At 54.7% G+C, this 25666-nt stretch carries 27 protein-coding genes; 7 read left to right on the forward strand and 20 right to left on the reverse strand.

What is annotated here, in order from left to right:
- Positions 1-343 precede the first annotated feature (343 nt).
- Entirely contained in the window at positions 344-1273 is a 930-nt protein-coding gene (locus BLT01_RS14200) for a manganese-dependent inorganic pyrophosphatase (RefSeq protein ID WP_092098872.1), read from the reverse strand.
- 49 nt (positions 1274-1322) lie between these two features.
- Entirely contained in the window at positions 1323-1766 is a 444-nt protein-coding gene (locus BLT01_RS14205; protein WP_092098873.1) for an Rrf2 family transcriptional regulator, read from the reverse strand.
- A 222-nt stretch (positions 1767-1988) separates the two neighbouring features.
- On the opposite strand from BLT01_RS14205, the gene hmpA reads away from it, so the two are divergent.
- Positions 1989-3173 (forward strand): NO-inducible flavohemoprotein, encoded by a 1185-nt coding sequence (gene hmpA / locus BLT01_RS14210; protein WP_092098874.1) that lies wholly within the window; start codon positions 1989-1991, stop codon positions 3171-3173.
- Between the two features lie 88 nt (positions 3174-3261).
- Here hmpA and BLT01_RS14215 read toward each other — a convergent pair whose 3' ends face one another.
- From BLT01_RS14215 to BLT01_RS14245, 7 genes are all read right to left on the reverse strand, one after another.
- Positions 3262-4047, reverse strand: coding sequence for an alpha/beta fold hydrolase (locus BLT01_RS14215; RefSeq protein WP_092098876.1), 786 nt, complete (start codon positions 4045-4047; stop codon positions 3262-3264).
- A gap of 240 nt (positions 4048-4287) precedes the next feature.
- Positions 4288-5106 (reverse strand): GNAT family N-acetyltransferase, encoded by an 819-nt coding sequence (locus tag BLT01_RS14220; RefSeq protein ID WP_092098877.1) that lies wholly within the window; start codon positions 5104-5106, stop codon positions 4288-4290.
- A gap of 116 nt (positions 5107-5222) precedes the next feature.
- Positions 5223-5642, reverse strand: coding sequence for an arsenate reductase (thioredoxin) (arsC, locus tag BLT01_RS14225; protein WP_092098912.1), 420 nt, complete (start codon positions 5640-5642; stop codon positions 5223-5225).
- Between the two features lie 10 nt (positions 5643-5652).
- Entirely contained in the window at positions 5653-6948 is a 1296-nt protein-coding gene (locus BLT01_RS14230) for an arsenic transporter (protein ID WP_092098878.1), read from the reverse strand.
- Positions 6945-7268, reverse strand: coding sequence for an ArsR/SmtB family transcription factor (locus tag BLT01_RS14235; protein WP_245696947.1), 324 nt, complete (start codon positions 7266-7268; stop codon positions 6945-6947). Before BLT01_RS14235 ends, BLT01_RS14230 begins: the two co-directional genes overlap by 4 nt.
- 259 nt (positions 7269-7527) lie before the next feature.
- Positions 7528-8046, reverse strand: a complete 519-nt coding sequence (locus tag BLT01_RS14240; RefSeq protein ID WP_092098914.1) for a type 1 glutamine amidotransferase domain-containing protein — start codon at positions 8044-8046, stop codon at positions 7528-7530.
- A 61-nt stretch (positions 8047-8107) separates the two neighbouring features.
- The gene (locus BLT01_RS14245) at positions 8108-8701 is read right to left on the reverse strand and encodes a DNA-3-methyladenine glycosylase (protein ID WP_092098881.1); all 594 of its coding nucleotides are present in this window, start codon (positions 8699-8701) and stop codon (positions 8108-8110) included.
- 103 nt (positions 8702-8804) lie between these two features.
- On the opposite strand from BLT01_RS14245, the gene BLT01_RS14250 reads away from it, so the two are divergent.
- Genes BLT01_RS14250 through BLT01_RS14265 form a run of 4 tightly spaced genes read left to right on the forward strand, consistent with a single transcriptional unit; the run spans position 8805 to position 11055 of the window.
- Positions 8805-9116: a nucleotide pyrophosphohydrolase gene (locus BLT01_RS14250; RefSeq protein WP_092098883.1), complete on the forward strand. Its 312-nt coding sequence runs from the start codon at positions 8805-8807 to the stop codon at positions 9114-9116.
- Positions 9113-9904 (forward strand): SGNH/GDSL hydrolase family protein, encoded by a 792-nt coding sequence (locus BLT01_RS14255; RefSeq protein ID WP_092098885.1) that lies wholly within the window; start codon positions 9113-9115, stop codon positions 9902-9904. Before BLT01_RS14250 ends, BLT01_RS14255 begins: the two co-directional genes overlap by 4 nt.
- A gap of 37 nt (positions 9905-9941) precedes the next feature.
- The gene (locus BLT01_RS14260; protein ID WP_092098887.1) at positions 9942-10511 is read left to right on the forward strand and encodes a DUF7010 family protein; all 570 of its coding nucleotides are present in this window, start codon (positions 9942-9944) and stop codon (positions 10509-10511) included.
- 31 nt (positions 10512-10542) lie between these two features.
- Complete coding sequence (locus tag BLT01_RS14265) at positions 10543-11055, forward strand: GNAT family N-acetyltransferase (protein ID WP_092098888.1); 513 nt, start codon at positions 10543-10545, stop codon at positions 11053-11055.
- Positions 11056-11179: 124 nt separating this feature from the next.
- Here BLT01_RS14265 and BLT01_RS14270 read toward each other — a convergent pair whose 3' ends face one another.
- The 11 genes from BLT01_RS14270 to BLT01_RS14320 all read right to left on the reverse strand — a co-directional run bounded on the left by BLT01_RS14270 (position 11180) and on the right by BLT01_RS14320 (position 21917).
- Complete coding sequence (locus BLT01_RS14270; RefSeq protein WP_092098890.1) at positions 11180-11524, reverse strand: DUF6054 family protein; 345 nt, start codon at positions 11522-11524, stop codon at positions 11180-11182.
- Between the two features lie 47 nt (positions 11525-11571).
- Positions 11572-12795, reverse strand: coding sequence for an MFS transporter (locus tag BLT01_RS14275; RefSeq protein ID WP_092098892.1), 1224 nt, complete (start codon positions 12793-12795; stop codon positions 11572-11574).
- A gap of 81 nt (positions 12796-12876) precedes the next feature.
- The gene (zupT, locus tag BLT01_RS14280; RefSeq protein ID WP_092098894.1) at positions 12877-13686 is read right to left on the reverse strand and encodes a zinc transporter ZupT; all 810 of its coding nucleotides are present in this window, start codon (positions 13684-13686) and stop codon (positions 12877-12879) included.
- Between the two features lie 230 nt (positions 13687-13916).
- Positions 13917-15599, reverse strand: coding sequence for a putative bifunctional diguanylate cyclase/phosphodiesterase (locus BLT01_RS14285; protein ID WP_092098896.1), 1683 nt, complete (start codon positions 15597-15599; stop codon positions 13917-13919).
- A 34-nt stretch (positions 15600-15633) separates the two neighbouring features.
- Positions 15634-16287 carry a uracil-DNA glycosylase gene (locus tag BLT01_RS14290; protein ID WP_092098915.1) on the reverse strand — a complete coding sequence of 218 codons (654 nt, stop codon included), beginning with the start codon at positions 16285-16287 and terminating at the stop codon, positions 15634-15636.
- 76 nt (positions 16288-16363) lie between these two features.
- Positions 16364-16972 (reverse strand): phosphatase PAP2 family protein, encoded by a 609-nt coding sequence (locus BLT01_RS14295; RefSeq protein ID WP_176765180.1) that lies wholly within the window; start codon positions 16970-16972, stop codon positions 16364-16366.
- 146 nt (positions 16973-17118) lie between these two features.
- Complete coding sequence (locus BLT01_RS14300; RefSeq protein WP_092098900.1) at positions 17119-18081, reverse strand: siderophore ABC transporter substrate-binding protein; 963 nt, start codon at positions 18079-18081, stop codon at positions 17119-17121.
- A 35-nt stretch (positions 18082-18116) separates the two neighbouring features.
- Positions 18117-18878, reverse strand: a complete 762-nt coding sequence (locus tag BLT01_RS14305; RefSeq protein ID WP_092098902.1) for an iron ABC transporter ATP-binding protein — start codon at positions 18876-18878, stop codon at positions 18117-18119.
- Positions 18875-19825, reverse strand: a complete 951-nt coding sequence (locus BLT01_RS14310; protein ID WP_092098904.1) for an iron chelate uptake ABC transporter family permease subunit — start codon at positions 19823-19825, stop codon at positions 18875-18877. Before BLT01_RS14310 ends, BLT01_RS14305 begins: the two co-directional genes overlap by 4 nt.
- Positions 19818-20768, reverse strand: coding sequence for an ABC transporter permease (locus BLT01_RS14315; RefSeq protein ID WP_092098906.1), 951 nt, complete (start codon positions 20766-20768; stop codon positions 19818-19820). The genes BLT01_RS14310 and BLT01_RS14315 overlap by 8 nt, the downstream gene beginning before the upstream one ends.
- Before the next feature lie 279 nt (positions 20769-21047).
- A complete protein-coding gene (locus BLT01_RS14320; protein WP_092098908.1) occupies positions 21048-21917 on the reverse strand; it encodes a DUF6612 family protein in 870 nt (289 codons plus the stop codon).
- 162 nt (positions 21918-22079) lie between these two features.
- Between BLT01_RS14320 and BLT01_RS14325 the strand changes: the two genes are divergently transcribed.
- Positions 22080-23798 (forward strand): ABC transporter ATP-binding protein, encoded by a 1719-nt coding sequence (locus BLT01_RS14325; RefSeq protein ID WP_092098909.1) that lies wholly within the window; start codon positions 22080-22082, stop codon positions 23796-23798.
- Positions 23799-23896: 98 nt separating this feature from the next.
- On the forward strand, positions 23897-24958 hold the full coding sequence (locus BLT01_RS14330; protein ID WP_092098911.1) for a permease: 1062 nt from the start codon (positions 23897-23899) through the stop codon (positions 24956-24958).
- Positions 24959-25666 lie beyond the last annotated feature (708 nt).

The raw sequence follows: 25666 nt of genomic DNA on the forward strand, positions 1-25666 counted from the left end.
GATCATTTCCAGTTGATCGCGATTGGTTCCATTCGATTTCAACAGCATATTCATCACCCGTTTTGTAGTCTGTTCATTCGATTATATAAACAGGTACGGTTTGCCTCAATAAGCCATATGGCGGATTGAAGCGGAGGGCCCGAGACACCTGCGGGAAAAGCGTTAGCCGAAGACCCCGCAGAGCGAAGCTCGAGGAGGCTAAGGCAACGCCCGCGGTAAGCGAGGGCCCGCAGCGGAAATCCGGAGGATTTTATGGAAAAGAAAAAAACTGCAGACAACGGAGTAATATACTCACTTTGTCTACAGTCTGAGCCCCGGCATTGCCGGGGCTTTTTGGGAATCCTTATTTCGACAGGGCTTCTGTCAACACAGGGACAATCTGCTTTTTGCGGGAAACAATACCCTTCAGCACGGCCAGGTTGTCTTCCATCGGAACATTGAATGCGCCGCATGCCGCCTGGGCTTCGCTGCCAAGGACGAGTACGGTCGAGTCATTGTTCAGGATGTCTGTGATCGCCAGCATATAAAGGCCCAGCTCCCGCTCCGCGATGACGCGGTAAAGCAGGTCTTCCAGCTCTTTCTTGCGGGAAAGGACATCATGGATGTCCACGGTATTGACTTGGGCGATCACCACTTTCTTGCCGCCCATCTCAAATTCCTTTGCATCCATGTTGACGAGTTCCTCGAGCGTCTTCTTGCTGAGGTCGGCTCCGGCCTTCAGCATGGCAAGGCCGTACTCCTCGGCATTGACGCCCGCGATTTCCGCAAGCTCATCCGCCGCCTTGCGGTCTTCGCCTGTGAATGTCGGCGACTTGAACAGCAGCGAGTCGGAGATGATCGCCGACAACATGAGGCCCGCGATTTCCGCAGGAATCCCGATGCCGTTTTCTTTGTAAAGCTTGTTCAGGATGGTCGCTGTGCAGCCGACAGGTTCCGCGCGGTAATAGAGCGGATCGGCCGTCTCGAAGTTCGCGATCCGGTGGTGATCGACCACCTCGAGGATTTTCACATCCGCGATGTCATCTGCGCTCTGCTGGAATTCGTTATGGTCGACGAGGATGACGCCGTCCGCTTCCCCGGCAACAAGCTTCACGGGACGCGGCGCTTCGAAGCCGAACTTCTCCAGTGCGTAAGCCGTCTCGTCATTGACTTCACCAAGGCGGACCGCTTCGGCTTCCATTCCTAGTTCGTTTTTCAGATGCGCATAGGCGATTGCTGACGTGATTGAGTCTGTGTCCGGGTTCTTATGCCCGAAAACCAATACTTTAGACATTTGCATTTCACTCCTGACCGTCTGGTTCGAATTTTCCTTCCTAATTCTATCATATCTCCCGGCCTGACAATAACGCCGCGAGGTCTTGTTTATTGATCAGAAAATCGGCAAGCGTATATTGATCCAGCACCGCCAGATACGCCATCAGCGCCTGGTTGAGCGCTCCGCGCAATCCGCATACGGGGCTGAGCACGCATTGGTTCGCCGTGGAGCTGAAGCACTCGACAATGTTGAAGTCGTCTTCGGTTTGGCGAACGACCGTGCCGATCTTAATCTCGGCGGGAGGAACAGCAAGCCGGACACCGCCTCCTCGGCCGCGGACCGTTTCCACATAGCCTAATTGACCGAGCTTGTGGGTGATTTTCATCAAGTGGTTCTTTGAAATTCCGTAAGCATCCGAAATGCCCTGGATGGTAGACAATTCGCCGTCTTTTTTCGCGCCGAGGTACATGAGGACACGGAGCGCATAATCAGTGTACATCGTCATTCTCATGCATCGTCACTCGCCTTTCTTTCCATAATTATAAAGGCTTGCCATGACGGAATGAAAGCAAATCGTTTTCTTTGAATTTTGACAGGGATTTGAATGGAATGTGACGGAATCTTGACATGCCTTTAAAGATGTATTTTATATATTGCTTTTAAAAACGCTCAGGAATATGCTTGAAACAGATCAAGAAATACGACTCAAACCATCCGAAAGGGAGTTGTAAACATGCTTTCCCAACAGACAATCGATATCGTGAAGTCCACCGTTCCTGTACTTGAACAACACGGCAAGACGATTACCACAGTTTTCTATAAGAACATGTTTGAAGCACACCCCGAGCTCCTGAACATCTTCAACCACGCCAACCAATCCCGCGGCCGCCAGCAGACAGCGCTCGCCAACACGGTGCTCGCCGCAGCAAAGTACATCGACAATCTGGAAGTGATCGTACCTGCAGTCGTTCAGATTGCACACAAGCACCGCGGTCTCGACGTCCGTCCGGAACATTATCCGATCGTCGGCCATCACCTTCTCGGCGCGATCAAGGAAGTACTCGGCGACGCAGCCACTCCCGAGATCCTCAACGCCTGGGGCGAAGCTTACGGTGTCATTGCGGATGCCTTCATCGGCGTCGAAAAAAACATGTACGAACAAGCGGCCAATACCGAAAACGGCTGGGACGGCTTCAAGGACTTTGTCGTCGCGAAGAAAGTGGAGGAAAGCGACGTCATCACTTCCTTCTATCTGAAACCGGCAGACGGCAAAGGCGTACCGGGTTACAAACCTGGCCAGTACCTGACCGTCCGCGTCACCATCCCGGGCGAACAGTACCAGATGATCCGCCAATACAGCCTGTCCCGTGCTCCACAGGAAGAGATGTTCCGCATCTCCGTCAAGCGTGAAGACGAATGCAATCCCGAAGGCAAGGTCTCGACGTTCCTCCACCGCAGCGTGAATGTAGGCGACATAGTTGAAGCAAGCGTCCCTGCGGGAGACTTTTTCCTCGATACAGAGGCGGCGACTCCGGTCACACTCATCAGCGGCGGCGTCGGCCTCACGCCGATGCTCGCGATGTTCGACTACATCACCAGCAACCAGCCGGAGCGCAAAGCGGCATTTATCCACTCGGCCCGCAACCCGCAGCTTCAGGCATTTGACGGCGACCTCCGCGAAATGGCGGCCGGCAACGACAACGCGACTTGCTCGGTCCGCTACTCGGACTCGGAAGGCTTCCTGGATCGCGACTTCCTCCGCAGCCGCGTCATCGAAGGCAGCGACATCTATCTGTGCGGCCCGGCACCGTTCATGAATGCGATGATTCATGAACTCAGGGCGATCGGCGTGCCGGTCGAGAAGATCCACTACGAATTCTTCGGCCCTGCAGCAGAACTTGACGCCATTACGGCGTAACCTTGGAACATGCGAAACCCCGACCGGAAAACCCGGTCGGGGTTGTTTGATGTGTTGGGGTGTTTGCTTAAACACTCGGCCTCCAGGTTTAAGCGTGCGCCATCTCCATCTCATGGATATACCCGATTGAATGGCGGTTGAATTCATCCGGCTGGTCGATGTTGCAGACATGTCCCGAGTTCCTGATCGTAATCAGCCGGAATTTCTCGCTGCGCTGCACCGCCTCCTTGACGGGCGGGATAAACAGATAGTCTTCTTCCCCCATCAGGAACAGTGTCGGCACGCCGGTTGTCGTAGTCTGCAGGCGCGCAAGATAGGGATTAATCAGCTTTGTGAGTGAAAACCACTTCACAAATTCCTTCTGGCACATCCTTTTTGCCTGGTTGACAAATGCGAGCCGGGATTCCTCATGTTCCTTCCTCGGCATGATGATGTAGGCGAAAAGTTTATAAAGCAACATGTACGGCACGAACCGTTTGAATGTATTGCCTGCCCAAAGCAGGAACTTCGTGCGGATATCCAGCCCGATGACCGCTCCGCCGAGAATCAGCGACTTGACCCGGTCCGGATGCCATTCCGCGAGTGTCTGTGCGACGATGGTTCCCAGCGACATCCCGACCATATGGGATTTCTGGATGCCGAGCTTATCCAAAACTTCGATGACATCATCAGCCACTTCCCGGAACGAGTCACCCTTCTCCCATTGTCCCTGTTCAGAGCGGCCGTGGCCTCTGAGGTCGAGTAGCAGGACGTTGTGCGCTTTACGGAATTCCTTGATCTGCTTGAACCAGACGGACGAACTGCCGCCTGCCCCGTGGATAAATGTCACCCACGGGTAATCGTCACCCTTGATGTAAGTCTTGTAGTGGAGCATGGGGATCTTCCCTTCAATACGGTTGCTACCATTTAACCACGTTTCTAAATGTTTTTCATAGGATAGAAATCTCGAATTGGATTTTACTGTCATATCCTTGAAGATTGATTGACAATTTCGGAGCTGGGCCTCTTTAACTGCCCCTGTTTCCATCCTAAAAATGGCTCCTGACGATTCGTGAAGAATTCGTCAGAAGCCGACGTGCTATTTCCAAAATTTACTTTCAATCAAATAATAATTTCAGTTTTCCTCGGGAACCTGCTTCCGTGCGTAGGTCCACATGCACCATTTGCCGATATCCCTAAAGCCGATCCGCTTGTAGATGCGGCCCGCTGCAGGATTGTCGTAAAAAAGGCAGAGCATCTTTCCTTCCTCTAATAGTTCCCGGCAAAGCGCGGACATGCAGTAGGAGGCCAGGCCCTGCTGCTGGTATCCGGGAATGGTCCCGACCCCGACGATCATCGCGGACATTGTATTTTCCGCCGTGCTCGAGGCGGAGCTGATGATCCGCTCCTTCTCCTCGATCAGCCACGCTCTTGCCGTCCCTTCTTTCAGAGTGCGGCGTTTGTGGCACACACTGTATTCTCCGTCAGCAAATTCCGGGATGGCATACATCTGATCAATCAGCGCCGACGCGTCATCCGGAACCGCCTTCCGGACCATGATCTCTTGTGGGATGGCCGGCAGCCCGGCCGCCGTATCGCATTTGGCATAGTGCAGCACCCTCGGGTTATCGGGTTTCCTATCGAGGTATGGCTCCACCTCCCGGACGATCGGTTCGATACCTGAGAGAAAGCGGAACGACGGATCGGCATTGATGATACCCGCAAATCCTGCAGCGTCAAAATCGCCGGGAGCCCACACAATATAATTGTCCGTGAACTTAAGGAGAACGCCACGCATGACACCGTCCTTCCCGAAGTCGCCCCAAAGTGCCTGGATCGGATCATCGAAACCGTACGCCTCGATATCCCCGATGATAAAAAGGTTTTCCGCCGGCTGAACGCCGACAAACGCCATGGTCTCCTGCCTGTCGGCCTCCAGCAGTTGCCTGATCATGGTCCCGCCTCCTTTTTGGGTTTCCGGATATCATAGCACAACCGCCTCCCATGCTCAACGGAATTTTCAGACTCCATCCCCCAAAGAAAACGCGCCCAGCCAGGCGCGTATCCCGGTTATTCCCCGGTCTCCGAAAATAGCTCGATCCGTTCACGGATTTCATTCCGGACACGGCGGAAGACGGCACGTCTTTCTTCTTCCGTCCCTTCCGCGCGTGCCGGGTCGTCAAATCCCCAATGATCACGAACCGCATCGGACGGGACAGCCGGACAGTTGTCATGGGCATCCCCGCACAGGGTGATGACATAGTCGGCACGCTTCAGGAGATCGCCTCGGATCGTCTCTGACTGCTGCGCCGAGATATCGATGCCGGCCTCCTCCATCGCCCGGACTGCTTCGGGGTTCAGGCCGTGCGCCTCGATGCCGGCGGAGCGGACGTCAAAGCGGTCACCGAGAATCGCCTTGCCGAACCCTTCTGCCATCTGGCTGCGACACGAATTGCCCGTGCAAAGAAAATAAATAAGCTTTTTTTCCATTGCCATCACCTCAGTTAAGCACTTCCAGCCACAAATACAGGCCGGTCAGCGTAATAAACAGGACGGGGATGGTCAGAACGATTCCGACCTTGAAATAGTATCCCCAAGAAATTTTGACCCCTTTCAACGACAACACGTGCAGCCAGAGCAGCGTCGCAAGCGAGCCGATCGGCGTCATCTTCGGCCCAAGATCGGAACCGATCACGTTTGCATAGATCAGCGCCTCCTCCACGCGATCCGGCACATCCGCATCCTGGATAGCGAGCGCATCGATCATGACGGTCGGCATATTGTTCATGACCGATGACAAAATCGCCGCGATAAATCCCATGCCTACAGTTGCCGCGTACAGGCCGTGGCCCGCCGTCCATTCGATCAGGCTGGCAAGCACATCGGTGAGCCCGGCGTTCCGGAGTCCGTACACGACCACATACATCCCGACCGAGAAAAAGACGATCGCCCACGGTGCGCCTTTCACGACTGCTTTTCCGTCGACCGCCTTGCTCGGCGCGGAGATGGCGAGGAACAGGACGGCGACAATCCCCGCGATGATCGAGACCGGGACGCCAAGCGCTTCGCTAAGGAAATAACCGGCGAGAAGCACCGCAATCACCACCCAGGAAAGGCGGAACAGCTTCATATCCCGGATGGCCGAGCGGGGCTCCGCCAGTTTGGAAGCATCAAACCGTTTCGGGATGCTTTTCCCGAAGTACAGATAAAGCACGAGCATGCTTGCAGCCAGACTGAACAGGTTCGGCACAAACATACGCGAAGCATATTCGGAAAACCCGATGCCGAAAAAGTCGGCGGAGACAATGTTCACCAGGTTCGAGATGACAAGCGGAAGCGAGGTGGTATCCGCTATGAATCCGGAAGCCATGATAAACGGCAAAATCAGCTTATCCTTGAAATCGAGCGCACGCATCATGGCAAGAACAATCGGCGTGATGATCAGCGCCGCTCCGTCATTGGCAAACAGCGCCGCAACGATTGCGCCAAGGAGCGTAACGAGGAAGAACATCCTGAGTCCGCTCCCCTTGGCAAAACGAGCCATATGGAGCGCAGCCCATTCAAAGAAGCCGATTTCATCGAGGATGAGCGAGATCAGGATGAGGGCGACAAAGGTGAGCGTCGCATTCCAGACGATGCCGGTCACATCCCACACGTCCTGCAGGCTGACGACACCGGCAAGCAGTGCGACCACCGCTCCGGCAATCGCAGACCAGCCGATCGACAGCCCCTTCGGCTGCCAGATCACGAATACAAGCGTAACGAGGAATATCAGTGCCGCGAACCAGGCCATCATGCGTCACAGCATCCTTTCTCGCCGGTTGCTTCAAGGTCGCAGACCGTCCGCTCCGGAGCCGGCACCCCGGAAAGCAGGCCGGTCAGAATGTCATACAGCGGATGCGCCCGGTCAAGTGACCAGAACGTCCAGCGGCCCCGCTTTTCTCCGGTCACGATGCCCGCTTCCTTAAGCCGTTTCAGATGCTGGCTCACCGCCGGCTGAGTCAGCCCGACAAGCGGCGTCAAATCGCAAACGCATACCTCGCCCTCTGTGAGCTGCTGCAGTATTTTCAGCCGCGTGCCGTCGCCCGCCGCTTTCATGAAAGTTTCAAGATCCATCAGTTCCACCGGAATCCCTCCAAAAAAGAATACCGGTTTATTATATTTGCAACCGAACATATAAGTCAACGCTTATCAATCGGCGGAATAGGAGCGCGCATAGGTTTCTATGCGCGCTTGCAGCAGTTCTATGCGCGCTCCACCGGGTTCTATGCGCGCTCATCCCTTTTCTATGCGCGCTTCAAGAGGTTGTATGCGCGCTCCCCCTTTTCTCACACCAAAAAAGCGCGCCGCCAAGGGCGCGCTTCACACTAAGAGCTTATTTCCCTTCCAGTACCCGCAGGGATTCGCGGTTGAATGCCGGGATGTCGTCAGGCTGGCGGCTCGTGACAAGCTGGTCCTGGCAGACGACGACTTCGGAGTCTTCAAAGTTCGCACCGGCGTACTTCATGTCCTGTGCAATCGATTTGTAGCCGGTCGCCTTGCGCCCTTCCAGCGCCTTCGCCGTAATCAGCAGCTGAGGCCCGTGACAGATCGCGAACACCGGTTTTTTCGCGTCCATGAACTCTTTCGCGAAGCTGACAAAACGCTCGTCTGCGCGCAGCTGGTCCGGAGAAAATCCGCCCGGGATGAAGAGCGCGTCATAATCGGATGCGCTGACTTCGCCGATTCCCTTGTCGACCGTGACTTTTTCCTGTCCCTGCTTGCCTTCCACCGTCTTGCCGGCTTCTTTTTCAATCGTGATCACTTCATGGCCAGCATCCTTGAATGCTTTTGCTGGCTCCGTGTATTCGCTGTCTTCAAACATGTCCGTGATGACTGTTGCGATTTTAGCCAATCTGATCACTCCTTTATGAATGTCCATTTCTACTTTTCCCGCCTGACCCCCAACTAAAACATCAGCGATATTTCGAGACGAACGGATTGCCCTCTTCGAAAAACCGCCACGGATAGTGGACGGCGTCACCGGTGTTCTGGATGCCGACCCGGGGGCCGGCCTTCAACTCCCCGCCAAGCCCCGGCCCGGGCGCGATGAAAAGCGGCTCCTCATACCAGAGGCCGCCGTATGATGCCATCGTGACGCCAAGCGCCTTTGACAGTTTTCCCGGACCATTTGTCAGTTCCGGAATTTTGAAATGCCAGCCGCGCCGTTCCTGCATGAGCTCCAGTCCCTCCACCGGTTCCGCTCCGCGGATCAGGACCGCATGCGGGGTTCCTTCCTCTCCGGCGACGACGTTCATGAGCGTATGGGTGTGCATCTGGTACGTATAAATCCGGCCCGGGTCCGCGAACATCACTTCCGTCCGCTTGGTCCGGCGGTTGTTGAAACTGTGCGCTGCCCGGTCTTCCGGTCCGTGATACGCTTCCGTCTCAACAATCCGCGCGGCAGCAAGTCCCTCCGGTGTCTCATGTACGATGTACTGCCCGAGCAGCGCGGGCGCCAGTTCCAGTACAGGCCGGCTGAAAAATCCGGGGTCGATCGGATTGTACATGCGTCCCCCTCCTTTCCTTGAAACCGAAACATTCTTCCATTCATTGTCTACCCGATATCGGTTATACTCAAATCAAACAGATTTAACAGGGGGAAATACCACCATGAAAACACTCACCGAGGAAATCCTCGCTTTCAATAAATCCCGCGGTTGGACAGAGGGCAACCGGGATGCGCGGAACTTGGCCACTTCCGTCTCGATTGAAGCATCCGAACTTCTTGAACATTTCCAGTGGCTCTCCGGCGAGCAGGCTGTTGCGCAAAACCGCGAAGGCATCATGGAAGAGGCCGCGGATGTTTATATTTATCTTCTGCAGCTGGCTGATGTCGCCGGTTTCGACCTGGACGAAGCTGCACGCGGAAAAATCAAAAAAAATGCCATCAAGTATCCGGTCCCTGCAGGTGAGCATGAATGAAACAAGTCAAGTTCCTTCTTCTCTTGGCCGCAGCCGGCGCACTTCTGCTGCTGTTCCGCCCGGAAGGCAGAGGCGGCAAGGCATCCGCTGACGTCACAACCATCGAAGCGGTGGATCCGTTGAAAAATCCGGGTCAGCCTGTCGCGGACTACCTCGTCTACCGGGCGCTTACAACAGGGGAAGCGCGCATGGCCGTCACCGGCAGCAGCGTCACGAAAGGCTCCGGCTCGTCGAACCAATCAAAAACATGGCGCGCACTCACGCAGGCTCACCTGCGCACCGCCTACCCGTCGCTCAACACCCTGGGAATCGAAAATCACGGCCACTCCGGCTACACATCCGTCCGCCTGCTTGAGGACGAAGTGACCGGGCCTGTCATCGCGGGACGCCCGGATGTCCTCATCATCGAAACGTCCGTCATCAACAATCATAATAAGAATGTCACACTCGAAGACACTTATGCATCACTTGAACAGTTGCACGCGCTGTACTCGAAAACGCTGCCGGAAACCCGGATCATTTTCATCTCGCCGAACCCGACAACCGATAACAAGTTCGGGCCGCCGGTAAATGCGCTCGGGCTCCGATTTACTGACTACGTGTACGGCACGCAGGACTTCATCGAGGAAAATGGCTGGCCATACATCAACATTCACGATGAAATGCTTGCACTCATGGATCAGCGGGGCGTCAAGCTGACTGAAACGCTCAAGGACGGCATCCATCCGAACGACCTCGGTTACCGGATCTGGGCTGACGTCATCTGGCCGCATTTGTCAGCCAAGTAAGGGGACTTTTGGGTGATTTCACACTGGGGGGATTCAGATGAACCTGCATACGCTAAAGCATGATCTCGCACTGCGCAACAAAAACGGACTGCCCTTTCTGCTTTCAGGGGTGGTTGTCTGGACGCTGATCACCGCCGCCTTTTTATTGCCGATCGAGCTCCGGCTCCAGAATATTATTTTGCTCGCGCTGACCGGCCTGCTGTTCCCGGTGGCCGTCGGTCTCGCCGGTCTGCTGAAAGCCGACTGGAAATCAAAGGACAATCCGCTCGGAAGCCTGGGCCTGGTCTGCAACCTTGCCCAGTTCGCCTATTTCCCGCTCGTGTTCTGGGCACTCGGAAGCCGGCCTGAAGCGATGGTGTTCATCTTTGCCGTGATTGCCGGGGCGCATTTTCTCCCGTACGGCTGGCTGTATGATACAAAAGCCTACTATCTCATGGCGCCGGTCATGGCAATCATATCCACGCTCGTCGGATGGGCAGCTCCGACGGATAGCCTGTGGGCTGTCCCGCTTGCCTTCCTTATCCTTCTCTCCATTCTGAATGGTTGGCTGTATGCAGATTACAAAAAGAAAGCCGGCATCGCAGTAATGACGAACAGAGCCGTCTGAAGCGGCTCTGTTTGAATGGGGGGAATAATTGATGGACATTCGATTGGAACCGCTCCGGTGCGAAGACAGCGAGTTGCTGTATGCCTTCGAGACCGAGAACAGGGAATTCTTTGAAGCTTCAGTGCCTGGCCGAGGGGATGATTATTTCTTTTATGAAGTGTTTCTGCAGCGGTTCGGCGGACTGCTTGAAGAGCAGGATGCCGGAGGATCCCGCTTTTTCCTGATTAAGGACGAGGCCAACCGGATCCTCGGCAGGATGAACCTGACCGACATCGACGCCGAGAGCGGTACCGGCGAGCTCGGCTACCGGATTGCCCAAGCACATGGTGGAAAAGGCGTGGCCTCCCGCGCTTTGGCAGATTTGCTTCATTTCGCAGTCAGTGTCGGCGTCCGGAAAATTCTTGCCAAAACCACCACGACGAACATCGCCTCATGCAGAGTCCTTGAGAAGAACGGCTTTCTCCACACCGGGACGGATGAAGAGACATTCGTCATGAACAACGAGGTTATGAAATTCACTTATTATGAATGGAACCATGAATAAAGCACACCGGGATTCTGTTCCCTGTGTGCTTTATTTTAGGTCTTATATGTGTCAGGACCCAATTGTTCTAGGTCCGATTGGACAATTTAAAGTGTTTTTCCGCAGCCGGACTCCGGTAAGCCGCTCATACACGGCACTCCGCAAGCGCTTCTTCCGCTCTTCCCGAAAAGCTGGCCCCGGCTCCCCAGTCGAATTTCATGAAAGCGCCGTTTCCGCCGCCGGATCCGGTCAGCCTGACCTTTGTGCGCCCGTCCCCGTCAAAGTTATCTGCCACCATCGTGAGCGTGGCGCGGTTGCCGGTTCTCATAAAGTACTTTTCCATGATGAGGACGACAATTTCGCAATCGCCTCCTCGCCTCGTGTATTGATCCACGATCCTGCCGCTCACCGAACTGACGGTCAGCGCGTCAATGACCAAGCCTGCCGCCCGCGCCGGGCTGACCGATACATGAAGATCCTTTGTTTCCATGAGAAAACCCCCTTTCCGACGTTTACGGAAAGGGGGTGGTTGGGGTTTCATTCAAGTTCGATCTGCTTCGTCTCCGTGCCGAGAATCAGCACGGCTGCTACTCCGATCAGTACGGCACCGGTGAAGATGGCGAATATCAGGCCAAGTCCGACACCCGCGCCTGCAAGCGAGCCGACGAGCAGCGGGCCGAATATGCCGCCGATCCGGCCGACAGCGGCCGCAGTTCCTGTGCCGGTACCACGGATGACAGTCGGGTACTGTTCAGGCGAATAGGCATATAGCGCGCCCCATGCCCCCAGATTGAAGAAGCTGAGGAAGGCACCGGCCGTGAGCAGCAGCCAGGTGGTCTCGGCACTTCCGAATACGAGCGCGCTGATGGCCGTCCCGGCCATGAAGACGCTCAGGACAAACTTACGGCCGGCCTTTTCAATCAGCCAGGCCGCGGTGAAGTATCCCGGCAACTGGGCGAGCGTCATGAGAAGCACATAGCCGAAGCTGTGGATCAGGTCGAAGCCCTTCATGACCATGACGCTCGGCAGCCAGAGGAACATGCCGTAGTACGAGAAGACGACTGTGAACCAGACGATCCAGAGCATGACGGTCGCCCGGCGGTACTTTGGCGAGAACAATGCCTTCATGTTGCCGGCGATGGTCCCCCGCTTTTCCTTTTTCGCCGTGAATTCCGGCGAGTCCGGAAGATGGAGCCGGAGATAAATCGCATAGAGCGCCGGCAAGGCCGTCAGGATCAGCGCAATGCGCCAGCCGTATTCCGGAATGACAAAGTAGGAAATCAGGGCAGCGATCAGCCAGCCGCCCGCCCAGAAGCTTTCAAGCAGAACGACGACACGCCCCCGCTCCTTCGCCCCGACACTCTCGGCAACCAGCGTGGAAGCGACCGGCAGTTCTCCGCCGAGCCCCGCTCCGACAATAAACCGTAACACGAGGAAGGCGGCAAGTCCCGTCGTTGCCGCGGAAAGACCGCTTGCAAGTGAGAACAGCACAAGCGTCAGGATAAAAACGTTTTTCCGGCCGATCCGGTCAGCCAAAATACCGAATGCGAATGCGCCGACCGCCATACCGATCGAGTTGACGCTGCCGATCCAGCCCATCTCTCCCGGCGTCAGGGCCCAGTCGGTCGCCAGCGCCGCGATGACGAATGACAGGATGCCGACGTCCATCGCATCGAACATCCAGGCAAGACCGGCGGTGCCGAGCAATCTGTTTCTTGAAATGGCAGGCTTTTTCGCCTGCCGGTCAGCATAGGTAGCCATTTATCTTCACCTGTCTTTACAGTTGTATAGTTTCGATGACTTTATAACTATACAATGTGCCGGACAGTTTGACAATATGCATCAAGAAACGAGTACGAGGCTGATGGCCATGACCGCCATGCCGGCGATCATGCCGTAAATCGACAAATGCGCTTCATCGAATTTCTGCGCAGCGGGAAGCAGTTCATCCACCGAGATGAACACCATGATTCCCGCCACTGCCGCGAAAATGACACCGAACATGATCCCGTTCAAAAATGGCATGAGGATCAGGAAGGCGATCACCGCGCCTGCAGGTTCCGCAAGGCCGGAGAGGAAGCTTAATTTGAACGCCTGCTTCCGGTCTCCTGTCGCAAAGTACATCGGCACGGATACCGCGATGCCTTCCGGAATGTTGTGGATGGCAACCGCAATGGCGATGGCCACTCCCAGTGTCGGGTCTTGGAGGGCCGACGTAAACGTCGCAATCCCTTCCGGGAAGTTGTGGATGGCGATCGCAAGTGCCGTAAAGACGCCCATCTTCTTTAATCTCGCATATTCATCATTTGTCGGGCCCTTCCCGATGTCCTCTACGCTCTTCACTTCATGCGGATTCCCCGTTGACGGGATGAAACGGTCGATGACCGCAATCAGCAGCATCCCGCCGAAGAATCCGGCAATCGTCGCCCAATAGCCGGGTGTGATTCCAAGTTCATCGGTCAACGCATCTTTTGCCTTGACGAAGATTTCGACAAGCGAAACGTAGATCATGACGCCTGCCGAGAAACCGAGTGAGGCTGACAGGAATTTCGTGTTTGTCCGGGAAGTAAAGAACGCAAGCAGGCTGCCGATTCCCGTTGCCAATCCGGCAAACAGGGTCAGGCCGAATGCGATCCATATGTTTCCTTCCATTCAACCAGCCACTTTCTGATTTAAGATGATGCTATTATATGCCAGAAAGTTTCCCTTGTGCAACTTGTTTGCAGGTGAATTTTCTAAATACCTGATCAACTATGCCGAATCACTTTGGTTTTGCCGGATGCCTCCCTCGTCGAAATGACCGGCCGGAGGCGTCTGATCATCATCCGCTCCTCGCCCCCAAAAAAACCGCGCACTTGGCGCGGATCCCGGAGGTGTCCCATTCATGAACGCAAATACTTTTCTTCAAACTCCCCTGGTGGCAAAGGCGCATCAAAATAATACCCTTGTATGCCGCGGCACCCGATACCCAATAGGAATCGGCGCTGTTCCCCGGTCTCTACCCCTTCTGCAATCAGTTCACAGCCGAGACCTTCCGCAAGCGACACGACCGACTTCAGGATGGCTTCGGATTTGCCGACCCTGCCGATGCCGGAGACGAAGAAACGGTCGATCTTGATTTTGTCGACCGGGAAATTGGTCAGATAGGACAGGCCCGAAAATCCGGTGCCGAAGTCGTCAATCGCCACGGAGATTCCTTGGCTGCGACACTTTCTCAGGTTGGAGAGGACCAGATTCGAGCTGAGGGTTTCCTTCCATTCAGTGATTTCGATTTCAAACCGGTCTGGAGGAATCTCCCACTTGCCGAGCATTTTCATGATTGTGCTGAAGAATTGCTTGTCATTCAGAAGGGACGAGGTCACATTCACTGCCATCCTCGGGACACGGCCATACTGCATGTCCCAGCGTTGCCCTTTTTCCAGCACGAGATTAAGCAGGTGAATCGTCAGTTCCTTGATTTTCCCGGTTTCTTCGGCAATCGGAATAAACTCACTTGGAGGAAGAACCCCAAGTTCCGGATGGTCCCACCTCGACAGCGTTTCAATCCCGAGCAAGCGTCCGCTTTCCCCGTCCAGTTGTGGCTGGACGACACAAGCGAACCCATTCTCCTTGAAGTTCCCGGAGAAGAGGTCATCCTCGATCACCCTTCTTCGATCGAGCCTCTTCCTCATTTGGTCATGAAACAGTTGGAAGCAGTTGCCCCTCTTGGTTTTTGACTCATGCATCGCATGATCCGCCATGCTGAGAAGTTCGGCTGTGGTCGTAGCGTCTTCCGGGTATCTGCTGATTCCCACACTTGCGGAAGCGGAAAAGCTCACATGATCGTACAGCCTTACAGAAATTGCGGTTTGCCTGAACAGTTCCTGTACCCACTGTTTTAACTCATCGGGATCCGTCCGGCGGGTCAGAAAGATAAACTCATCCGCGCCAATCCGCGTGACAACTTCGCCATCTTCCAGAATCCCTTTCAGGCGCTCCGCAATTCCCCGGATGTAGCGGTCCCCCGCTTGATGTCCGTGAAGATCATTGAGTTGGCGGAAGCTATCAATATCAAAAAGGACGACGGAAAACGGCTTCCCCTTCCCGATGCTTTCTGTAATCCTCTGAATCGCGGAACTGCGATTCGGAAGTCCGGTCAGATTATCCCTGTAAGCGAGCAGCTCCAGCCTGGTCTCCGCTTCCTTGTAACGGCTGATATCGTGGAAGAGGACCGCAATCCGGCCTTCTCCTATTTCCTGGGCGTCCACTTGCAGCCAGAGGCCTGCGGGCCGGTAATAGATTTCTTTCGTCTCGGCGATACCCGTTTCACGGATCCGGTCGTACATCTCCTTCAGACCGGCGGGCACCGCATCCGGGAATTCGGTCCAGGCATTTCTTCCCTCCAGGTCTTTCCCTTCTTGGCCCAGCAGTCGCGCCGCCTTTTCATTCATGTAAATAAAGTCCGAATTTTCATCCAGGACATAGAAGGCACTGGCCAATCCGCTCATGATGCGGATGGCGTCCTGCTCGCTCAGCGGTCCGCCCGGTGCCTGCTTTTCGTTTCTGCTGTTTCCCCGTCTCGTCATCTGCTTCCACCTCCTTTACAGGCTGAATTCACGTTCAATGGCCCGCGTGCCTCCGGAGCGCCCTTCCAATCGTCTGCCAGTCTTGCTCCACCTTTTCTCGCAGCGACGGGTTGTAAAACACGGAGGCCGGATGGAAGGTCGGAATAATCGTTCTGACGTCCTCCGTCAGGCTGTACGTCCGATCCTCCGGGTTCGCCAAATACTGGACCGGGGCCTCGAGCAGCTGTCCGTGCACGCCCGAGACCTTGTAACTTTTGCCGAGCAGCCGCTGCAGGCCGATATTGCCGAGCGTGACGATAAGCTTCGGCCGCACGTCCCGCATTTCCGCATCCAGAAGCGGTGCGTGGGCGAGGATTTCCTTTGCCGTCGGTGCCCGGTTATACTTGCGCTCGGTGAGCGTGCCGTCGCGTTCCTTTTTCGTGCCCCAGCGATACGGACGGCTGCGCACGGCACTCGTGATATAAACATCCTCCCGGCGCAACCCGATTGAAGCGAGGGACTTCATGAGCTCCTTGCCTGCCCGGCCGATAAACGGGATGCCGTCCACCAGTTCGAATTCTCCCGGCGCCTCGCCGACGAGCATCAGTTCCGGCTGTTCGGGACCCTGTCCGTAGACAAACCCTTCCACCGGAGCATCGCCCATTCGCCGGCGCCCGAGATCTGCAAGCTCTTCGCTGATCCTGTACATCATCCATCACTTCTTTCCTGCTGTTCCTTATCTATACCACATGAAAGGAGCCCCTAACAATCGGGGATTCCACCATTCAGGATTGGAGGCGCCCCCGATTCCAGAAAGAAAACAGGATCACCAGCAGGAGCAGGAAGGCTGTGCCGGCTGCCCAGCCCGCCAGCACGTCCGTTGCATAATGCCGCCCGAGCACAATACGGGATACGCCTATGCCGGCGATCAGAATACCGGCTGCGGCCGGGACCGCTTTGCGCCAGAACCCGGATCGGAGACGCCGCATCGCAACCATTCCGATCGAGCTCACATAGAGGAATCCCATTTGCGCATGGCCTGAAGGAAAGCTGTAGCTTTCCAGCTGCCCGGGCATATCCGGCCGGGGTCTTGCAAACCACTCCTTCAGCCCCTCATTCACCGCATACCCTAACCCCACTGCCAAAACGATAAACATCGCATCGCGCGGCGAACGGTTGATCAGGAGCATGACAACGACAACCGAGCAGATCAAAGCGATGGTCGATGGGTTGCCGAGATAGCTGAATCCTTTCAGAAATGCAGCACCTTCCAGCCACTCGGATAGGAACTTGTCAAACGCCTGCAATCGCGCGGAATCATAAAAGAGGGCAAGCAGGATAAACAGAGCGGATGCGGCAAGCGCGGCTCCGGCTCTTTTCTTGTTGTTCTTCATCTGAACGCCTCCAGCCTGTACAAACTCTTTCTTCATTTTATCACTGGAGGCCGGGCACATACCCGCGGGAACAAAAGATGCAGGCGGGTGACATGGAACGGTATAAAAAACACCCTGCGCTAGGCAGGGTGCGTGGGAGGAACCGATCAGAAGCTGGCTTCGATTTCGGAGATCATCTCTTTCATCGACTGCAGGCCGCCGCCGGAAAGGTACCAGTATTCACCATCGAGGTAATGGATGTTGTCATTTTTATAAGCGTTCGTCTTCTTGACAAGATCGTTCTCGAACGATTCTTTTACGCTTGAATCCTCGCCGATCGCGGTATCCCGGTCGATGACGTAGAGAATGTCCGGATTTGTGTCGAGAATATATTCGAATGTGATGTTCTGGCCGTGCGTCGAAGCTTCGATTCCTTCGTCAGCCGGCTTTACGCCGAAGACATCATGGATAAAGCCGAAGCGGGATGCCGGGCCGTACGCACTGACTTTTCCTTGTGTACCGAGAATAATCAGAGCTTTTTCTTCAGAGCCGGAAGTCTTCTCCTGAATGGCAGCAATACGGCTGTCGACGTCTTCAAGTTCCTTGTTCATTTCATCTTGTTTACCGAAAATCTCAGCGACCGTGTTCATGTTCTCTTTGAAAGATTCCATATAGTTTGTGGGATCAACCGGGATGTAGACGGTCGGCGCGATTTCTGCGAACTGGTCATACAGCTGTGCCTGACGGCCGGAGATGAAGATGACATCCGGCTGGAGTTTGTGAATGGCTTCGAAATCCGGTTCTTTCAGGCTGCCGACGTTCGTGTACTCGTCCGATTCGTACTGCTCCAGGTAACTCGGAACATTCGCCTGCGGAACACCCGCCACTTCGACACCGAGTTCATCAAGTGTATCGAGGATACCAAAATCAAAGACGACGACTTTCTCAGGCGTGCCTTCGATTGTTGCTTCCCCGAACTCATGCTCGATTGTCAGGGACTTGCTTTCTTCAGTGGTTTCTCCGGATGTGCCGCCTTTGCTATCTTCGGTTTCTTTGGCAGTGTCGCTGCCGCAGGCACCCAGGAACAGGATAAATGCCATCAGCATTGCGATAAACGTGAATTTCTTCATTTGGAACCCCTCTTTTCATAGTCGGTGATAGATGGTCAAGAATTAAAGTATACACAGATCCGGCAGTTGCTCATCTGCTTGATCGGAATGTCCATGTCATAGATTTCTTTCAGGGACTCCGAGTTGATAATGTCTTCGGTCGGACCGTCTTTGATGACCCGGCCGTCCTTAAGCGCCACAATCCGGTCGGAGTATACCGATGCGAAGTTAATGTCATGAAGGACGATGACGACGGTCTTGCCAAGCTCATCCACGAGACGGCGGAGAATCTTCATGATCTGGACGGAGTGCTTCATATCCAGGTTGTTGAGCGGCTCATCAAGAAGGACGTACTCGGTGTCCTGGGCGATGACCATCGAGATGAACGCACGCTGGCGCTGGCCACCGGACAGCTCATCCAGATAATTGTCCTGCAAATCACCGAGTTCCATGTACTCGATCGCCTGGTCGATGACGCGGATGTCTTCTTCATTCAGCCGCCCTCTTGAATGCGGGAAACGTCCGAACGAAACAAGTTCCCGTACCGTAAGGCGGACATTCATATAGTTGGACTGTTTCAGAATCGATACACGCTTGGCAAAGTCGTTCGACTTCATCTTGCGCACGTCATCCTTGTCGACCAGCACTTCTCCGGTGTCTGCATCCAGCAGGCGGCTTACCATGGAGAGCAGGGTGGACTTGCCCGCCCCGTTCGGCCCGATGAACGAAGTGATCTGGCCGCGCTGAATGTTAACCGAGACCTTTTCGACGACGGCTTTTTTTCCATAAAACTTGGACAGCTCACGGACTTGAATCATGCGGATCGACTCTCCTTAAGTAGTAGATAGATGAAGTACACGCCGCCGGCGAACTCGATGACAACACTCAGAGTGGTCGAGAAGGTGAAGACACGTTCGACGATCCACTGTCCCCCGATGAGGAGGATCAGACTCAGGCCGGCTGCAGCCGTAATTGTGATGGAATGCTTATAAGACTTGATGAACTGGTAGCTCAGATTGGCGACGATCAGACCGAAGAAGGTGATCGGGCCGACCAGCGCCGTGGAGACGGCGATCAAAACCGCCGAAAGAATCAGGGTGCTGCGCACCATCCTGTCATACGGTACGCCCAAGTTCATGGAGATATCCCGGCCAAGCGAGATCACATCCATGATCCGGAGCTGGCGCCAACCGATGAAGATGCAAGCAGCGACAACCGCGATGGACAACCAGACCAAGTCTGAATTGACGTTGTTGAAGCTGGCAAACATCGCATCCTGGACAGTGAGGAACTCATTCGGGTCGATCAGCACCTGGAGGAATGTCGAGATGCTGCTGAAAAATGTCCCGACGATGATTCCGACCAAGAGCAGGAAGTAGACCGGCCGGTTCCCCTTTTTAAAGAGGAGCTGATAAAGCAGCAGCGCGAAAATGACCATCGCGATGACCGATAGCAGGAAGTTGACCTGCTTGTTGACGACCGTGATATGGGTAGAGCCAAGGAAAAAGATGATGACCGTCTGGATCAGCATATAAAGAGAATCCAGTCCCATGATGCTAGGTGTCAGAATCCGGTTCTGGGTGATCGTCTGGAAGACGACCGTTGCGTAGGCGATGGCGATGCCGGTCACGGCCATTGCCGCAACCTTCACGCCCCTTCTCGGGAGGGCATAATCGTAGCTGCCGTTCAGGTCATGGAACAGATACAGCCCGACAAAAAGCGCCGCCAGCGCGTACAGGATGATAAGTTTTGTGGAATCACGCATAGGCTTTCCTCCTGAACAGCAGGTAGAGGAAGATGCCGCTGCCGATGACCCCGACCATCAAACTGATGGAAATTTCATATGGATAGATCAGCACACGTCCGAGAATGTCACAGACAAGCAGGAAAATCGAGCCCATGAGCGCCGTGTGCGGCAGAGTCTTCTCTAGGTTGTCCCCTTTCATGATGGAGACGATATTGGGGATGATGAGTCCGAGAAACGGAATCATGCCGACCGTGAGGACGACCGTTACAGTGATCAATGCAACCAGGATCAGTCCGAAATTCACCACAAATTTGTAGTTGAGGCCGAGGTTCCTGGAGAAATCCTCCCCCATCCCGGCAACCGTGAACCGGTTGGCGTACAGGTAGGCGAGGAACAGGATCGGAACGCTGATGTACAGAAGCTCATAACGTCCCGACATGATCATGGAGAAGTCCCCCTGCAGCCAGGCGGAGATGTTCTGGATCACATTCGTCCTATAGGCGAAGAATGTCGTCAGAGAGGACAAGATATTCCCGAACATCAGCCCGACAAGCGGGATGAAAATCGCGTCTTTGAACTTGATGCGCTCCAAGATCTGCATGAACAAAAGTGTCCCGGCCAGGGCGAATGCAAACGAGATGGCCATCTGCTCGAGTATCGTCGCATTCGTGAACAGGAGCATGGATACGAGGATCCCGAGACGGGTCGCATCCAGTGTCCCTGCTGTTGTCGGCGAGACAAACTTGTTTCGGCTCAATTGCTGCATGATCATGCCGGCGACACTCATGCCGGCTCCTGCAAGCAGGATGGCGACAAGACGCGGCACACGGCTGATCAAGAATATTTGGGTTTCTTCGGAACTCCAATCCAAGAGGTCCATTGGTGTGATGCTGCTCGCCCCGACGAACAAAGATAGGAACGACAGGATGACGAGCCCGGCAATCAAGTAACGTGTCTTCATGGCTATCCCCGATGCACTGCGATTTAAAAGGCTATTGAGAATGTTATGTTGAAAATCATTCTCACCACCCTTGCAATAGCTATTATATCATGCGTTTTCATGAAGTCAAAGAGTAAATGAAAATGATTATCATTTAGTTTAGAATGATTATCGTCTGGAATCTGAACGGTCTGTCTGTGTCTTTTCCGGCGCCTCTGTCCAGGGACTTCCGAATCCCTCCCCGAGGTCCCGCGGCATATAAAAACCGCAGCCGTGTGAAGGCTGCGGTTTTATAATCCATTATTGCTGCGGAAGTTCAACTGCGGAGTCGATGATTTCCTGCGGAATTTCAATTTTCTCGATTCCATTGATGTTCGAGTACGCGGTTTTCGAATCGATATCGATATTGAGCGTCTCGGCCTGGTCTTCCACCGACATCGACATGACCATGTTCATCGCAGTCATGTTGAAAGATTCCTTGTCCACGAACATCTCGTACTGCAGTTCGTTGATGTTCATGTTTTCGAGTGCCTTCTGTTCATCTTCGCTCATCTGTTCAAGTGCTTCGGGCGGAAGCTGTTCCTGCAGCGTCTGCTTGATCAGCTCATTGAACTTCTCACCGTCGGCCGTCAGCTTCAGGATATACTCATTCTCGTTCTGCTCGAATTTCATATCCTTTGCATATTCCCGGAGCTGTTCAAGCTGTTCGGAAGGATCCGGCTGCTGCTGCGTCAGCTGATCGAGCCCGGGTACGGCCCCGGTCATCTTGAGCCACTGCTCTCCCTGAGGATCACGCATGTACATCGTTCCGTCTTCGGTCATATAGACGTCGATATCCGCCGACTTCTCTTCCCCGCTGGCGTCACTCAAGGTCAATGTACCCTTCTGGTGAAGCGCAACCGGATCCAGTGTCATTTCCATGTCCATGTTGGTGTGCGTGTTCATCTCCACATCTTGGGATGGGACAGAGATTTTCTGGTCCATTTCAACAGACGCTTCCGTGCTTTTCATTTCCTGTGAAGCAGTCAGTGCTTTCTCGTAAACTTCTTCCGCCGTCAGGTCGCTTTGCTTTTCTTCCGGCGTGCCTTCCATCGGCTTGGCCGTCTCATTGCATGCCGCAAGACCCAGTGTCAGGGATCCGGCTGCCATGGCCATCAAGAGTTTCTTCATATAGAATTACCACCTCTCTGTTTGGGTACAGTCCGTTATACGGTGACGTTAATGGAGAAGTTCCGTTTTCCGGAAGAAACCCGACAAAAGACCCAGTCCTCTTCCGGATTCATCTTCGTTCCGCTATAATGGCGGAAGTCAAATCACCCATTGGAGGATTCTATGCTCAAGCAATTCTTTTCCTATTATAAACCGCACAAGCGGCTGTTCATCATCGACTTCTCAAGCGCCGTGTTCGTGGCATTGCTCGAGCTCGCCTTTCCTGTCGCCGTGCAGTGGTTCATTGATGAACTGCTTCCGACCGGTGACTGGGGCCGGATTGTCTGGGTCAGTCTATTGCTGCTTGGCATCTACCTTCTCAGTACGTTCCTGCAGTTTATCGTCTCCTATCTCGGCCACAAGCTTGGGGTGAACATCGAGACCGACATGCGACAGCAGCTGTTCGACCATGTGCAGCGGCAGTCGTTCCGCTTTTTTGATAACACGAAGACCGGTCATATCATGAGCCGGATCACCAACGACCTCTTTGACATCGGTGAACTTGCCCACCATGGGCCTGAGGATATTTTCATCGCCATCATGACGATTGTCGGTGCGTTTTCGATTATGTACACGATTAATCCGGAGCTGGCGCTGATCACCATCATCATGATTCCGTTCCTTGTCGCGGTCATCACGTTCTGCAACACGAAGATGAACAAGGCGTGGCGGAACATGTACAGCCGGATCGCTGACGTGAATGCGCGTGTCGAGGACAGCGTGTCGGGGGTTCGCGTCGTGCAATCGTTCACGAATGAGGCGTTCGAAATGAATCGGTTCCGGGAAGACAACGGAAGTTTCAGGCTGGCCAAGATTGCGGCCTACAAAGTCATGGCCTGGACGCATTCCAGCATGTATATGCTGACACGGCTTGTCACGCTGCTCGTTCTCGTCGTCGGTGCCTGGTTTTCCTATAACGACCGGTTATCCTATGGGGAACTCGTGAGTTTCGTGCTGTTCGTCAACGTTTTGATTAAACCGGTGGATAAGATCGCGGCACTGCTCGAGATGTACCCGAAGGGCATGGCCGGATTCCGGCGGTTCAGGGAACTGCTCGATCAGGAGCCGGAAGTGCTCGACCGCCCGGATGCGGTTGACGTTCCCCACCTGAACGGAAATATCCGCTTTGACCGGGTATCGTTCAGTTATGATGACTCCAAGCCGGTGCTGAACGACATCAGCTTGTCGATCCGTCCAGGGCAGACAGTCGCCTTTGTCGGGCCTTCCGGCGCAGGCAAGACGACCATCTGCTCGCTGATTCCCCGGTTCTATGATGTCGACCTCGGCTCGATCTCCATCGATGGCATTGACGTCCGGGACATGACGATGCAGTCGCTGCGCTCACAGATCGGCATCGTGCAGCAGGATGTGTTCCTCTTTACCGGAACCATTTTCGAAAACATCGCCTACGGCAAGCTTGGCGCCACAGACGAGGAAGTGTACCACGCCGCCCGGAAAGCCCATCTGGAGGAATTTATTTCGGATCTGCCTGGCGGCTACGAAACGCAGATCGGAGAGCGCGGCCTCAAGCTTTCCGGTGGCCAAAAACAGCGGCTTGCCATCGCCCGGATGTTCCTGAAAAACCCGCCGATCCTCATCCTGGATGAAGCAACCTCGGCGCTCGACACCGAGACGGAGCGCATCATCCAGCAATCACTCGAGGAGCTGTCCGAAAACCGGACGACTCTTGTGATCGCCCACCGCCTTGCCACGATCCGCAACGCCGACCGGGTTGTCGTCGTGACAAAAGACGGTATCGCGGAAGATGGCGGCTATGAGGAACTTGTACAAAAAGGCGGCATCTTCGCACACCTTCATAACATTCAGTTCCAGGAAGCCTGACTCCATCCCCTGCCCTTGCGGCAGGGGATTTTCTAATAGAAGTATTCCGATTCGGGTGGTATACTATTCCGGTTACCAGTTTACAGGAGGTCCTGAACATGAATACCAACCACGCGTCTGACAGAAAACGGACGATTTTATATGCAGTCATCTTCCTTCTCGTCGCGGTGATCGGGCTTGCGTACGTGAAATGGGTTCCCTATGTCGATAAAAGCATAACCGCCATCACCACGCAGTCCATCGGCGATTCCATCCTCGGGGACCCGGCAGATGCCGGGTCATTCTCCTGGGAAAGCACCTGGTCATACACGGTCACGTACTTTCTTGCGGTCTGGAAAGCGGCCGTGCTCGGGATTGTGCTCGGCTCACTCGTACAAGTCCTGCTCCCTGCTGACTGGCTGATGCGCACACTCGGCAAGACATCCTTCGGCAGCACAGCCATCGGCGGACTGACGAGCCTTCCGGGCATGATGTGCACTTGCTGCGCGGCCCCCGTCGCCGCGGGTCTCCGAAAAAAGAACGTCTCAATCGGAGCGGCCCTCGCCTTCTGGCTCGGCAACCCGGTGCTGAATCCGGCGGTCCTCATCTTCATGACATTCGTGCTTTCCTGGGAGTTTACGCTGCTCCGAGCCGTCTTTGGCATCCTGCTCGTCTTCGGCATCAGCTACCTGGCCAACCGTTTTGCTCCTATACCTGCCCCCGAGGAACTCGCCCGCAAGGTGGAACAAGCAGAAACGGCGATGTCTCCGGAAGAGGGCAGCTTCCTTTCCCGATGGCTGAAGAGCATGGGCCGGATGGCGCTTTTCATCATCCCGGCCTACTTTATCTCGGTCCTGCTCATTGCGGCGGTGCGCCCATGGCTCTTCCCGTTGCTTGACGGCGCATCCGGCAATACCTTGCTCATGATCCTGCTTTTCGCAATCGGCGGAATGCTGTTCGTCATCCCGACCGCCGCGGAAATTCCGATCATCCAGACATTCATGTCCGCCGGGCTCGGCACCGGACCTGCCGCCGCCCTGCTCATCACCCTGCCCGCCATCAGCCTGCCGTCCCTGATTCTCGTCGCCGGCGCGTTCCCGAGGAAAGTCCTCTGGTTCGTCGCCGGAGCCGTCATCCTGCTCGGCGTTCTTTGCGGCCTGGTCGGCATGTGGATCTTGTAATCATGCCTGTGAACCCCCTCTCCGGGTGACGGAGAGGGGGTTTTGGCTTTGGACCGGCGGCTGTAAGTACGAATGGACGGGGGTAACAATAGCTCGCCCCCATAAAGCAAACCCACTCCGCTCTCTATACTGCGAACCCGCTCTCCATACGGCAAAACCGCACCCCTTACTGCAAACCCGCATCCCTTACTGCAAACCCGCATCCCATACATCAAATCCACATCCCATACTGCAAATCCGCATCCCATACATCAAATTCACATCCCATACGGCAAACCCGCGCTCCATACTGCAAATCCGCAACCTATACTGCAAACCCGCGCCCCATACGGCAAATCCGCAACCTATACTGCAAACCCGCGCCCCATACTGCAAATCCACATCCCATACATCAAATCCACATCCCATACGGCAAATCCGCAACCCATACGGCAAACCCGCAACCCATACGGCAAACCCGCATCCCATACTGCAAACCCGCGCCCCATACTGCAAATCCGCATCCCATACGGCAAACCCGCGCCCCATACTGCAAATCCGCAACCCATATGGCAAATCCGCTCCGTAAGCAATTCCAATCGGAAAACCCGCTGCCTTTCCGGCAACGGGTTTGAATTCCTTCTATATTAATTAAAAAGCCGCTTTTTCCATGTAGTTCGGTTTAAGCTGGCCGCTTTCGATTTCTTCGACGAAGTGGCAGGCGGCTTC

The sequence above is a fragment of the Bhargavaea beijingensis genome, assembly GCF_900101985.1.
Taxonomy (GTDB): Bacteria; Bacillota; Bacilli; order Bacillales_A; family Planococcaceae; genus Bhargavaea; species Bhargavaea beijingensis.